Origin of the sequence: Paraburkholderia fynbosensis, from assembly GCF_902859935.1 — a bacterium.
GTDB lineage: Bacteria > Pseudomonadota > Gammaproteobacteria > Burkholderiales > Burkholderiaceae > Paraburkholderia > Paraburkholderia fynbosensis.
On record NZ_CADIKI010000004.1, the window covers coordinates 122,778 to 134,704 of the forward strand.

Sequence of the window (11,927 nt, forward strand, 5' to 3'; positions counted from 1 at the left end):
GCTATGTCCAGATATCGTATTGATCTCGTTGTATTCCTGGCAGGTCTGGCCGCTGCGTGCTGGATCGCTGCCAGCTATGTCGGTTCGAACCCGCTGGCGCTGGCCGTCACGTTATTGATCGGTGCCTGCTACGTGGCAGGCGCGCTCGAATTGCGCCGCTACAGTCAGGCGACTGCGACGTTGACGCGCGCGGTCACGGGCCTCGCCGGGCCGCCGCCGAGTCTTGCGGCATGGCTGGAGCCGCTGCATCCGAGCCTGCGCAACGCGGCGCGGCTGCGCATCGAGGGCGAGCGCGTAGCCTTGCCGGGACCGGCGCTGACGCCTTACCTCGTCGGCCTGCTGGTGTTGCTCGGCATGCTGGGCACGCTGCTCGGCATGGTGGCGACGCTGCGTGGCACAGGCCTCGCGTTGGAGAGCGCCACGGATTTGCAGGCGATCCGCGCGTCGCTGGCGGCGCCGGTCAAGGGGCTGGGCTTCGCGTTTGGCACCTCGATTGCGGGCGTGGCCACGTCGGCGATGCTCGGGTTGTTGTCCGCGCTGTATCGCCGCGAGCGGCTCGAAGCGGCGCAGACGCTCGACATGAAGATCGCGACGAGCTTGCGCGTGTACTCGCAGAGCCATCAGCGCGAGGAAAGCTTCAGGCTGCTGCAACGCCAGGCCGAGGTGATGCCGGCGCTGGTCGAACGCCTGCAGACGATGATGACGGCCATCGAGCAACAGAGCGCCGCGTCGAACGAGCGGCAGATCGCAAACCAGCACGCGTTCCATGGCAAGACCGAGGCCGCGTATATGCGCCTTGCCGGAGCCGTCGAACAGTCGTTGAAGGACAGCGTCGCCGAAAGCGCACGTGCTGCCGGCGCGGCGTTGCAGCCGATCATGGAAACCACGCTGGCCGGCCTTGCGCGTGAGGCGGCGGCGTTGCACGAGACGGTCTCCCAGGCGGTGCAGCGGCAGCTCGACGGACTCTCGAGCGGTTTCGAGGCTACGAGCGCGAACGTCGCGCAGATCTGGAACAACGCATTGGCCGGCCATCAGCGCTCGAACGACGAACTGGCCGCGCATCTGCGGACGTCTCACGAACGTGCCGCCGAGATCTTCGAACAACGCTCGGCTGCGCTGCTGGACGGCGTATCCGCGCGACTCGACGCGACGGCGGGCAGTGTGTCGCAAGCATGGAAGGATGCGCTGTCGCAGCAGGCGAGCGTCGGCGAGAAGCTGGCGACGAACAACCAGCAAGCGCTTGTGACGGCTGCTGCGACCTTCGAGCAGCATTCGGCGTCGCTGTTGCGCTCGGTGGGTCAGTCGCATGCGGATTTGCAAACGGCGTTGGCGTCACGCGACGAACAGCGGCTGTTGGTTTGGAGTGAAACGCTCGGGTCGATGGCGACGAAGTTGAGCGAACAGTGGGAGCAGTCGGGCGCGCAAACCGCGAGCCGTCAGCAGGCAATCTGCGAGGCGCTGGCGCAAACGGCACGCGATATCTCGGCACAAACGCAAGCGCATGCAAGCGAGACGATCGGCGAGATCGACCGCCTTGTACAAGCGGCGGCGGAAGCGCCGAAAGCTGCGGCGAACCTGCAAGCGGAACTGGCCGCGCGGGATCAGGAACGTCTGGCGGCATGGACCGAAACGCTCGGTTCGATGGCCGCTAAATTGAGCGAACAGTGGGAGCAGTCGGGCGCGCAAACCGCGAGCCGTCAGCAGGCAATCTGCGAAACGCTGGCGCAAACCGCACGCGATATCTCGGCACAAACGCAAGCGCATGCAAGCGAGACGATCGGCGAGATCGACCGCCTTGTACAAGCGGCGGCGGAAGCGCCGAAAGCTGCGGCGAACCTGCAAGCGGAACTGGCCGCGCGGGATCAGGAACGTCTGGCGGCATGGACCGAAACGCTCGGTTCGATGGCCGCTAAATTGAGCGAACAGTGGGAGCAGTCGGGCGCGCAAACCGCGAGCCGTCAGCAGGCAATCTGCGAGGCGCTGGCGCAAACCGCACGCGATATCTCGGCACAAACGCAAGCGCATGCAAGCGACACGATCGCCGAGATCGAGCGCCTTGTGCAAGCCGCGTCTGAAGCGCCGAAGGCCGCGGCGGAGGTCGTCGCCGAACTGCGCCAGAAGCTCTCCGACAGCATGGTCCGCGACACCGCGATGCTGCAGGAGCGCAGCCGCTTGCTGCAAACGCTGGAGACGCTGCTCGACGCTGTGAACCACGCGTCCACCCAGCAACGCACCGCGGTTGACACGCTGGTCGCCACCTCGGCGGATCTGCTGGAGCGCGTCGGCACCCGCTTCACCGATCACGTCGAGCACGAGACCGGCAAGCTCGGCGCGGTCGCCGCGCAAGTCACAGGCAGCGCGGTCGAAGTGGCGAGCCTCGGCGAAGCGTTCGGCGCGGCCGTGCAGATGTTCGGCGAATCGAACGACAAGCTGGCCGCTCACCTGCAACGTATCGAGACCGCGCTGGACAAGTCCCTCGCGCGCAGTGACGAACAACTGGCCTATTACGTCGCGCAGGCGCGTGAAGTGATCGATTTGAGCGTGATGTCGCAGAAGCAGATCGTCGAAGACCTGCAGCGGATTGCGGGTCAGCGCGCGTCCGCCGGAGCCGACGTCGTATGAGCGAGGAAATCGACGGCGGCGTGGAGCCGGGCGCGCCGATCTGGCCGGTATTCGGCGATTTGATGTCGGTGCTGCTGGGCGCGTTCGTGCTGATCCTGGTGAGCGTCATCGGCGTGCAGCTCGAGCTCTCCAACAAGCTGGAGCAGGAGGTCAAGCAGCGCCAGGCGGAAACGCAGCGCCGCAAGACGCTTGAGCAGGCGTTGGCCGGGCCGCTGGCGGCCGGGCGCGTGACGCTCGTCAACGGGCGCATCGGCATCAGCGGCAACGTGCTGTTCGCGCTGAATTCCGATCAGTTGCAGCCGCAAGGCCGGGATCTGCTGAAGAGCCTCGCCGGACCGCTGTCCGCGTATCTGCAGGCCAACGACGAAACCCTCATGGTGAGCGGCTTTACCGACGACCAGCGCCTGCGCGAAGGCAATCGCCGTTTCGCGGACAATTGGGAGCTGTCGGCGCAGCGCGCCTTGACGGTGACGCGTGGCTTGATCGACGCAGGCGTGCCGGCGGCGTCGGTGTTCGCGGCCGCGTTCGGCTCGCAGCAGCCGGTAAGTTCGAATGCGGATGATCAAGGGCGGGCCAAAAACCGTCGCGTGGAAATCGCGCCGATTCCCCGGCCGTCGACAGCAACGGTGAAGCCCGGTGCATAGCGGCGACAGCAACGATAGCAACGAGAGCGGCGTGACAAACACCGCCCGCGCGACGCTCGACGCGTGGCGTGCGCGCGGTGCGGATCGTCTGGACCCCGTGCGCTTTCATTTCATCGCGGCGCTGGAACGTCGCGCCGCCGCTCATGGCGGCGAGGCGCGGCGCATGCTCGACGAGAGGCTGTCAGGATTGCTCGATGCGTATGCCGCGGATCTCGAACGCGCGACGGCCGCGGCCGCATCCGCAGCCGCAGCCGCAGCCGCCGAAGCCGAAGCCAAAGCCGAAGCCGAAGCCCAAGCCGAAGCCGAAGCCGCCGCCGCCACTGCGCCGGTCTCGACTTCACGCGAGCGCGCCCAGGAAACGCTGGCGGATCTGATCGGCCACATCGCCCGTCATGTGCAAGCCGAGCGCGCGGACGCCGCTTCGTATCCGGAGTTGCCGGCGCTCGATTACTTCCGGGACGTCTGGTCCAAAGTCCGCGCCGAGAAACAGATGCGCCAGTCGCTGGCGCAAGTGCCCGGCAACGCCGGCCCGCTCAACTCGAGCAGCCTCGTGCACCGTTCGCTTTCGTTGATGCGCGAGTTGTCGCCGGGATATCTGAAGCAGTTCTTGTCGTACGTCGATACGTTGGCGTGGATGGAGCAGCTAAACGGCGGCGGCGCGCCAGTGGGTAAAGAAGCGCCGCGCGCCGGAAGCGGCGGCAAAGGCGCGCGCGGTAAAGCACGCTAACGATGCGAGAGCGTTCAGTCCAAGTCGAACACGTCGAAAATCGAGCGTTTCTTTTTATATCCCCGATCTCCGGTTCGGTGATCGTCGTAGCCGCGCTGGCGGTCGCTCTCGTACGCAGACTCCCGATCGCGCTGGCTCTCGCGCCCGGCGCGCGCGGCCGAGGGCGTCTCGATCTGCCCGGCCGCGTCCTGCGCAATCAGTTTGTCGAGTTCGCCACGATCGAGCCAGACGCCACGGCATACCGGGCAGTAGTCGATCTCGATCGAGCGGCGCTCGGTCATCAGCAGGTCGGTCGTCTTGCACACAGGGCATTTCATGGTGTCACTCCTCGACTTGAAAGTATCCTCACTTCGAACGTTCAGCCCGGCTAGCCACCGCGACGGGACCCGCTAGCCGGCACTGCCTGAACCCACTTTCCTCAACCGCGGTTCATACGGGGCCGCATACCGGCGCTCACTGCGCGACGCCGGCCGCACGCTTCGCTTTCGCGCGCCGCACGAGCATGTTCATGGCCTCGACGAACGCGGAGAACGCCATGGCCGCGTAGATGTAAGCCTTCGGCACGTGCGAGCCGAAACCTTCGGCGATCAGCGTCATGCCGATCACGAGCAGGAAGCTCAGCGCAAGCATCACGACGGTCGGATTGCGCTCGATGAAGCGAGACAACGGGCGCGCGGCGAACAGCATCACCATGACCGCGGCGATCACCGCGACGAACATGATCGGCATATGCTCGGTCATCCCGACCGCGGTGATGATGCTGTCGACCGAGAACACCATGTCGAGCAGGATGATCTGGCCGATCGCGGCCGCCATCGTCAACTGGACGGTGCTGCTCGCTTTGTCGCTGACTTCGTCGGCGTGGGTCACGTGATGGCGGATTTCGCTGGTCGCCTTCCAGACGAGGAACAGGCCGCCGCCGAGCAGAATCAGATCGCGCCACGAGAAACCGTGACCGAAAAGCGTCAACGCGGTTTCGGTCAGTTGCGCGATCCACGCGACCGTGCCGAGCAGCGCGAGCCGCATCACGAGCGCGAGCAGGATGCCGATGCGTTGCGTGCGCGCGCGTTGTGCTTGGGGCAGCTTGTTACTGAGGATCGAGATGAAGATCAGGTTGTCGATGCCGAGCACGATTTCCATGACGACCAGCGTCAGCAGCGCGGCCCATGCGGCAGGGTCGCAAACGAGTACGAGCAGAGAGTCCATGGGGCGGTGACAGAAAATCGATGCGACGGCGGTCGCGGAACCGCCATCATGGTCGCCTTCAGGATTCGAATAAATCAGTGATAAGCTGAGCGATATATCGATTATTTCGAAGTGTCCAAAGCATGCTCAATTACCGTCACCTGTACTATTTCTGGATCGTCGTGAAAGAGGGCGGCTTCGCCCGCGCGGCCGAGCGGCTCGATATGGCCGTCCAGACGATCAGCGCGCAGGTGCGCGAGCTGGAGAAATCGATCGGGCGACAGTTGCTCAAACCGGCGGGGCGCGGCGTCACGATGACCGAAGCCGGCGAGGCGGCGTTCGGCCGCGCGGAGCAGATTTTTCAGCTCGGCGAGGCGCTGCTCGACGAGATGCGCGATACGGGCGGAGAGGGTGTCGCGCGGCTCGCCGTCGGCTTGTCAGACGGCATTTCGAAGCTCGCCGCGCACGCGCTGCTGGCGCCCGTGCTCGGCACGCCGTCGCTGCGGCTGCTGTGTCACGAGGGAGAGCATGCGCACCTGTTGTCGGAACTCGCGCTGCATCGGCTCGATCTCGTGCTCGCATGCCAGCCGGCGCCGCACAACACCGACCTGCGCGTGCTCAGTCAGCGCCTCGTGGGCTCGCCGGTGGATTGGTACGGGCCCGCGGAGATTGTCCGTAAGTCCGCACGGGCCGGTTTTCCGAAGTGTCTCGCGGAATTGCCCGTACTTTTGCCGACCGCCCACGGCGCGTTGCGGGCGCGGCTCGACAGGTGGTTCGACAGCGAAGGCATCCGGCCGCGCATCGTCGGCGAATTCGAGGACAGCGCGCTGATGGCGGTGTTCGCCGCGCGCGGGCTCGGCGTATTTCCGCTCGCGGAACTCGGGGCGGAAGATCTGTCATTGCTGCGTGGTTTGCGTTGGCTCGGTCGCTCCGACGGTGTGATCGAGGAGATTCACGCGATTCGTTCGAGGCGCGGGCAGCACCATGCGCTCGCCTCCCAGGTGTTGGCCGCCGCGCGGTCGTAACCGCACGACGCGCTTCACCAGGCACGGCGACGCGCCGTCCGTGTTGGCTTAGTGGCGCGTTTTCGGCGCCCAAGCGTTGAACACCGCGGCGAGCAACGCGATCTCGCCGTCGGCCAGGTGGTCGTCCGCGATCGCCACGGCCATACAAAGGCGCATGACCTTGCGACGCAGCGTCGGGTCGTCGATTTCGTCGATCAGCATGGAGAGCAGGGCCGTGTCGGGATGGTCCACGGCCAGTTCGGGCGACATGTGCGTCACCGAGCGGTCCTCACACAGCGTCTGCACGATCTGCGCGAATTGCGCCGGTGCGAGACCGAGTTCGCCTGCGATGCCCAATCTTTCGAGCGCGTGTTCCTCGGAGCTGCATACGTGGCCGTCGGAAGTCAGCGCGAGCGCCACGATGCGTGCAGCGGCTTGGGGACTGTTGCGCGGATAGGTTCGCATGATGGGTTCCTTTCGCGGAGATCGTCCGCAGTGGTAAGGAGCCTCAGTCTGCGTCAGGGCGCATATCGAATAAACCTGCAAATCAGGGACCAAAGCTTCGGAAAAAACGAAGTAAGAAAGGCAGCGCGCACTAAACAGAGGCGCTGCCCGGACCGGCCGCATGCCTGACAGACGCCAGGCATACGTTTTCACAGGCTGTGTGCCAAAGCGCCGCTCAGAACGCGTGACGCATGCCCACCGTGACGGCCACTTGCGTGTTCGTCGAAGATGGCGAGAGCGTATTGATCATCGCATGCGACAGTACCGAATCCGCCGGCGCACCATGCACGTTCTGATACACGCCTTCGACATAGAAGTCCGTGCGCTTGCTGAGCGCGTAATCGGTTTGCAGCATGGCCGTATTCCAGCCCGGCGACGAACCGTTGTACGCGCCGTGGGTGAAGGTGTACGAACTCGACACGCTCAACGCCGGCGTGAGCGCGTACTTCGCGTTCACTTCGTAGTTGTCGAGGCGCAGCGAACCGGCGAGCGTGCCCGCCGTGCTGTCGGCCGCGCCAAGGTAGCTGCCCGTGCCGAACGAGAATACGCCCGACGCGTTGTCGATCTGCGTATGGCTCCAGAGCAGCCCGACGGTGGCCGGTCCGAACGTATAGTTGCCGCCGAGTGACCAGATGCGCTGGCGTTGCGCGAGGAAGTTCGCGCTGGCGTCGCTCGAGGTGACCGCGCCGGCACCGTTGCCGGCGTTGTTCAGTTGCAGGTAGCCGGCGGCGAGATACAGCGGGCCTTGCGCATACGACAGGCCGAAGCCATACGAGCGGTTGTTCGCGAAGTCGCCGGCCTTGTTGCTGAACGAGTACATCGTTTCGAACGTGACGCCGTGATAGACCGGGCTCGCGTACTTGACCGAGTTGTTGATGACGACCGAGTTCGCCGCGAGGTTGTCGTTCTCGAACGGATGGGCGGCAATGCTGCCGCCCCACGTGTTGAACGAGGCCGAGACCGGGCCGACGAGATCGTTCATCACGTCGAATTGGCGGCCGAACGTCAGCGTGCCGTACGGATCGCTTTGCAGGCCGACCCACGCCTGGGAACCGAACGCGCTACCCGAGAAAGCCTGCGCGCCGTTGTTCAGCACGAAGCCCTGTTCCAGTTTGAAGATTGCGTGCAAGCCGGCACCCAGGTCTTCCGAGCCCTTCAGGCCGAACACCGTGTTCTGCGTCGAACTGCTGCCCAATTGCCAGTTGCTGTGGCCGAGCTGATTGTTGGTGTACACCAGTCCGGCGTCGATGAGACCGTACAGGGTCACGCTGCTTTGCGCATGCGCGGACATCGTAAATGCGCCGCACAGCGCGGCCGCGAGCAAAGACTTTTTCATACTTGTTGGCTCCGTAATAAGCAGTGCTAGAGGGAATTGGTTGCTTTATTCACCGACGCGCGCCCCGACCGCGCGTGCCATGCGTCTACTTCTCGTCGTTGCGAGAATCGCCGAAACTCAGGTGATTGAATGGATGTTTATTGCGCGCAACAACGCCATTGCAATGGCGTTGCAAGCGTGCAAGCCGGTCGACTGCATGATTTCCCGATGAGCGGAATGGGCGCGTCCAAGTCGGAGCGGGAATAACGTCGCTCCAATCATATGGCGTGGAAAATAATCGGGGTGTTGAAAAAATAAAGCCGTGTGGCTTCAGAAGAACAATGAGGGGGCGAAGCTTACCGTTTTCCGGCGCACGGCGGGAGTGACGACGTGTGATTCACGCGACAGAATGTGCGATATAGAAGCATTTTGTTATTGGCTTCGATACCGTCCGGCATGCGGGTTCGAAAGGCGGCATGGCGGTGCATTGGCTTGAATGACGATTTATTTCAATGAAATTAAAAGGAAAGGCCAATGTAATAAGTGCGCAATTGGTGTTTGATCGATGAGGAAAATGATCGCGTGCAGCGACGCAACAGAACTTCGCACGGGGAGCGTGCAAATGCGTTGTTTTGCACGATCACCTGGCTCCGGGCCTGGCATGACATTCGAGGTCACACCGGTCGGTGCGGCATGGTTCGGCGGGATCGGGCTCGATCTCGGCGCACACCGGCCGGGTCGTGCAGATCACGCCGCATGGCTGAGTGGGATCGCGGAAATAGTTGGGGCCGACGCCGGAGTCTATGGAACGCGCGGCGCAGGAGGGAAGGAGCGGGAGCGGCAACGCGCTTCGCAGTAGCCGTTCTGCAGGCGGCACACAAGGCTCGTGCCGTCATGAATACATGGCATATTGGCAGAACCCGCCATCTTTGGAGCCTGCCATGCGAATCCAGACATCCTTTCTTTTCGATCTCGACGGCACACTCGTCGACAGCGTCTACCAGCACGTGCTGGCCTGGAAAGAAGCGCTGGACAGCGAAGGCATCCCGCTGTCGGTATGGCGGATTCATCGCAAGATCGGCATGAGCGGCGGCTTGTTCACCAATCAGCTGTTGCGTGAGACGCATGGCGAAATCAGCGCCGAGCGCGGCGAGCGGCTGCGTCATGCGCACGCGGCGGCCTATCAGCGACTGCGTGCGCAGGTTTGCCCGCTGCCGGGCGCGCGCGAGTTACTCGATGCGCTGACGCAGGCCGGCACGCCGTGGGCGGTGGCGACCAGCGGCCGGATGGAGACCGCCGCGCTCAATCTGGAGGCGCTCGGCATCGACCCGGCCAAGGCCGTCGTCGTGACGCGCGACGACGTCAAATACGCCAAACCCGACCCGGACCTGTTCATCGCGGCCGCAGAGCGCCTGGGCGTGTCGATCGAGCATACGGTGGTGGTCGGCGACAGCATCTGGGACATGCTCGCCGCGCGGCGCTGCCGGTCGCTCGGGGTCGGCTTGCTGTCGGGCGGATACGGCACAGAAGAACTCGAACGCGCGGGCGCGCTGCGGGTCTACGACGACCCCGCCGATTTGCTGGAACATCTGGACGAAGTCGCATCGCGGCCATGACGCAACGGCATGAAGGCGCTCGCCGCTTTAGTGCTTATACGATTGCGAGGGCGCCGACAGATTCACCCTGGAGGACTCCCTGACCAACTGATCGGTCATCGCCGATGCCACCGGATTCGAGCTGCGGCCACTCTTGCCGGGATGACTGCTGCCAGCCGGTGGGAGCGGCAACGACGGATCGGGCTTGGCGGACTCCTTGACGAGTTGCGCCGTCAGCGCCGCCGAGACCTCGTTCGAACCGCGCCGGCGCGAGTCGTCATGCTTGCTCCCGCGAGTTTGTCCGGCGCGCGAGGAGGCCTTCGACTTCGTCCGCGCGGATGGCTGGACATTGGTCGAAGCAACGACCGTGCGGGTGGCAGACCGTGAGCCGTTCGCGACTTGCCCGGTTGCGGGAGGTGTATTGGGCGTCGCAGTCGTTGCGGGCGTGGGAGGCGTCGCAGCCATGGCAGGCGTGGGAGCCGTCGCTGGCGGGACAGGCGCGACAGGCGTGGCCGCCACGCGAGGGGCATTCGCCGTCGCTGTCATAGCGGCAGCCGTCGTCGCGGGTACGGCAGGCGCCACGGGCGTCACCGCCGCGAGCTTGTTCGAGCCCGCGCCGTCCGGGAGAGTGCGAACCACCGTTCCCGCCGCCACATGAGTCTCACTGGCGCGCGCCTGGTCCACTGCCGCTGTGCTGGTGCTGGCGATCACCTCGCGGGTTGCCGCCGGCGCCCGTTCTTCTTCCTTGGGGAAAAGCAGATAGCCGGCGACGCCGACGTCGATCACGAGCAGGCCGATTATCAACACCTTGCCGGTATTCGTCATATTTAACTAACAGATAAATCAGAACTGTAAACAGTCGATGATAAACGACTGCTCTGCGAACGACCGTTCGCTCCGCCGGTTGGCGATGGCTGATGTCTGAATGGACCTTGAACGGGCCAGGTCGCAGGCGCCGGCGCAGGGGCCCAGGCTCTGCGGCTGCGCCGCAGCGTTTTGCCGGTTCGGACCGGCTCGCCCCCGCGTAGTCGATGTGTGCGCTTTCGCTGCACTGCGATGGAAGTTTGCACCGCCAGGCAAAAGAGCCCTGTACTATACGGACAAACAGCGGACCGGCGTTTCAGCCCGCATCCGAGGCTCCGCACTCGGGCGCGCAAAAGGGCGTCGGCCGGTTCCCTTGTGAATTTGCTGCGACCGGCAACGGCAAAACAACGCGCCGACCATGCGGCTCACGGGCGAAGCATCGACCGCCTGTCGTGCCCGGGGCCGTCGCATTCCGGCACGCCGCTCGGCCAGGCCTTCGCGCCGGCCAGGCGGCTTGCTTGGGGTGCGACGGCGGCGACGTGACGGACCACGTGAAAAATGAACAACTTTATTCGACCACCTGTTTTCTATCCGGCAACGGTTGTTTTCGTCGACGACAACGACAGCTACCTCGATGCCCTGCGCCGGTTCTTCCCGGACACCTCCACGAATCTGTTTTTCACGCGGCCGCAAGCCGCGCTCAATTTCATCCGTCACCATGCGCGCGAGAATTCGCTGGAGTTCGCGTCCGCGTCGGCGTGCCTGAGCGAGCCGGGCGTCGAGCGGTTCGTCGAGACATCCTCCGAGCGCGATATCGTCGCGCGGGCTTCCCGTTTCGAGGAAGTGGCGGCGGTCGTCGTGGACTACGATATGCCGGGCATGAACGGCGTCGAATTCCTCTCGTCGATCTCTCACCTGCGCTGCGCGAAAGTACTGCTGACCGGCGTCGCGAACGAGACCGTCGCGGTCAAGGCGTTCAACGCCGGCATCGTGGATCTGTATCTGCGCAAAACGGATGCGGATTCGGCCAACCGGCTAGCCTATTTCCTGAAGGATGCGCGGAACCGGCATTGCTCGGAATCGGGCTGGCTCGCGTTGGGCGAGAACGGCATGACGTATTGCGACCCGCGCACACGCACGGTGATCGACGAGGTGGTGGCCGCCGAAGGCATCGTCGAGTATTACTGGCGTCCGGAGCAGAACGCGATTCTGATGTTCGATCGCGCCGGCAACCCGAGCGTGTTCGTCGCGTGGGCCGAGAACGACTGGATCTCGCAGGGCGAGATCGTGGCCGACGAGGGCGGCCCCGCCGAACTGCTGCGGCAACTGGCGGTGCGCGAGGTGATGCCGCTTTTCTGGCCGGACCTCGCCTACCGCGGCGGCATGGAGTTCATCAAGCTGACGCCGCGCGGCATCCCGGGCTGGGACGACGCGTTCTATGGCTGGACCCGCATCGATCCGGCCGAGGTGGGTCTGGATCTCGTGACGTTCTCGCAATGGCGGAATGAGCGCAATCGCTGAAGCCGG

Annotated in this window: 12 protein-coding genes; 7 read left to right on the plus strand and 5 right to left on the minus strand. The window is 64.5% G+C overall.

From position 1 onward, the window contains the following. Positions 1-3: 3 nt before the first annotated feature. From HV770_RS08290 to HV770_RS08300, 3 genes are read left to right on the plus strand one after another with little or no spacing between them, the layout of a single operon-like run. Positions 4-2,622 carry a DUF802 domain-containing protein gene (locus tag HV770_RS08290; RefSeq protein ID WP_175158945.1) on the plus strand — a complete coding sequence of 873 codons (2,619 nt, stop codon included), beginning with the start codon at positions 4-6 and terminating at the stop codon, positions 2,620-2,622. Further along, the gene (locus HV770_RS08295; protein WP_175158946.1) at positions 2,619-3,266 is read left to right on the plus strand and encodes an OmpA family protein; all 648 of its coding nucleotides are present in this window, start codon (positions 2,619-2,621) and stop codon (positions 3,264-3,266) included. Before HV770_RS08290 ends, HV770_RS08295 begins: the two co-directional genes overlap by 4 nt. 31 nt (positions 3,267-3,297) lie before the next feature. Next, positions 3,298-3,993, plus strand: coding sequence for a DUF2894 domain-containing protein (locus HV770_RS08300; RefSeq protein WP_175158947.1), 696 nt, complete (start codon positions 3,298-3,300; stop codon positions 3,991-3,993). A 14-nt stretch (positions 3,994-4,007) separates the two neighbouring features. Here HV770_RS08300 and HV770_RS08305 read toward each other — a convergent pair whose 3' ends face one another. After that, complete coding sequence (locus HV770_RS08305) at positions 4,008-4,310, minus strand: TFIIB-type zinc ribbon-containing protein (RefSeq protein ID WP_175158948.1); 303 nt, start codon at positions 4,308-4,310, stop codon at positions 4,008-4,010. Between the two features lie 136 nt (positions 4,311-4,446). Beyond that, a complete protein-coding gene (locus HV770_RS08310; RefSeq protein ID WP_175158949.1) occupies positions 4,447-5,199 on the minus strand; it encodes a TerC family protein in 753 nt (250 codons plus the stop codon). A gap of 122 nt (positions 5,200-5,321) precedes the next feature. Between HV770_RS08310 and HV770_RS08315 the strand changes: the two genes are divergently transcribed. Beyond that, positions 5,322-6,203 (plus strand): LysR family transcriptional regulator, encoded by an 882-nt coding sequence (locus HV770_RS08315; RefSeq protein WP_175158950.1) that lies wholly within the window; start codon positions 5,322-5,324, stop codon positions 6,201-6,203. 48 nt (positions 6,204-6,251) lie between these two features. On the opposite strand, the gene HV770_RS08320 is transcribed toward HV770_RS08315, so the two are convergent. Together HV770_RS08320 and HV770_RS08325 are read right to left on the minus strand one after the other, a co-directional pair. Beyond that, positions 6,252-6,647, minus strand: a complete 396-nt coding sequence (locus tag HV770_RS08320) for a TerB family tellurite resistance protein (protein WP_175158951.1) — start codon at positions 6,645-6,647, stop codon at positions 6,252-6,254. Between the two features lie 214 nt (positions 6,648-6,861). Then, a complete protein-coding gene (locus HV770_RS08325) occupies positions 6,862-8,022 on the minus strand; it encodes a porin (protein WP_175158952.1) in 1,161 nt (386 codons plus the stop codon). Between the two features lie 79 nt (positions 8,023-8,101). Between HV770_RS08325 and HV770_RS39365 the strand changes: the two genes are divergently transcribed. Together HV770_RS39365 and HV770_RS08330 are read left to right on the plus strand one after the other, a co-directional pair. Next, positions 8,102-8,233, plus strand: coding sequence for a hypothetical protein (locus tag HV770_RS39365; RefSeq protein ID WP_281366201.1), 132 nt, complete (start codon positions 8,102-8,104; stop codon positions 8,231-8,233). Between the two features lie 709 nt (positions 8,234-8,942). Beyond that, on the plus strand, positions 8,943-9,617 hold the full coding sequence (locus tag HV770_RS08330) for an HAD family hydrolase (RefSeq protein ID WP_175158953.1): 675 nt from the start codon (positions 8,943-8,945) through the stop codon (positions 9,615-9,617). A 27-nt stretch (positions 9,618-9,644) separates the two neighbouring features. On the opposite strand, the gene HV770_RS08335 is transcribed toward HV770_RS08330, so the two are convergent. Beyond that, entirely contained in the window at positions 9,645-10,421 is a 777-nt protein-coding gene (locus tag HV770_RS08335) for a hypothetical protein (RefSeq protein WP_175158954.1), read from the minus strand. 537 nt (positions 10,422-10,958) lie between these two features. Here HV770_RS08335 and HV770_RS08340 point away from each other — a divergent pair. Next, positions 10,959-11,921, plus strand: a complete 963-nt coding sequence (locus HV770_RS08340; RefSeq protein ID WP_175158955.1) for a response regulator — start codon at positions 10,959-10,961, stop codon at positions 11,919-11,921. Positions 11,922-11,927 lie beyond the last annotated feature (6 nt).

Coding starts and splice junctions, on each gene's coding strand:
- HV770_RS08290 (WP_175158945.1), top strand. CDS start 4: ATGTCCAGATATCGTATTGATCTCGTTGTATTCCTGGCAGGTCTGGCC.
- HV770_RS08295 (WP_175158946.1), top strand. CDS start 2,619: ATGAGCGAGGAAATCGACGGCGGCGTGGAGCCGGGCGCGCCGATCTGG.
- HV770_RS08305 (WP_175158948.1), bottom strand. CDS start 4,310: ATGAAATGCCCTGTGTGCAAGACGACCGACCTGCTGATGACCGAGCGC.
- HV770_RS08310 (WP_175158949.1), bottom strand. CDS start 5,199: ATGGACTCTCTGCTCGTACTCGTTTGCGACCCTGCCGCATGGGCCGCG.
- HV770_RS08315 (WP_175158950.1), top strand. CDS start 5,322: ATGCTCAATTACCGTCACCTGTACTATTTCTGGATCGTCGTGAAAGAG.
- HV770_RS08320 (WP_175158951.1), bottom strand. CDS start 6,647: ATGCGAACCTATCCGCGCAACAGTCCCCAAGCCGCTGCACGCATCGTG.
- HV770_RS08325 (WP_175158952.1), bottom strand. CDS start 8,022: ATGAAAAAGTCTTTGCTCGCGGCCGCGCTGTGCGGCGCATTTACGATG.
- HV770_RS39365 (WP_281366201.1), top strand. CDS start 8,102: ATGCGTCTACTTCTCGTCGTTGCGAGAATCGCCGAAACTCAGGTGATT.
- HV770_RS08330 (WP_175158953.1), top strand. CDS start 8,943: ATGCGAATCCAGACATCCTTTCTTTTCGATCTCGACGGCACACTCGTC.
- HV770_RS08335 (WP_175158954.1), bottom strand. CDS start 10,421: ATGACGAATACCGGCAAGGTGTTGATAATCGGCCTGCTCGTGATCGAC.
- HV770_RS08340 (WP_175158955.1), top strand. CDS start 10,959: ATGAACAACTTTATTCGACCACCTGTTTTCTATCCGGCAACGGTTGTT.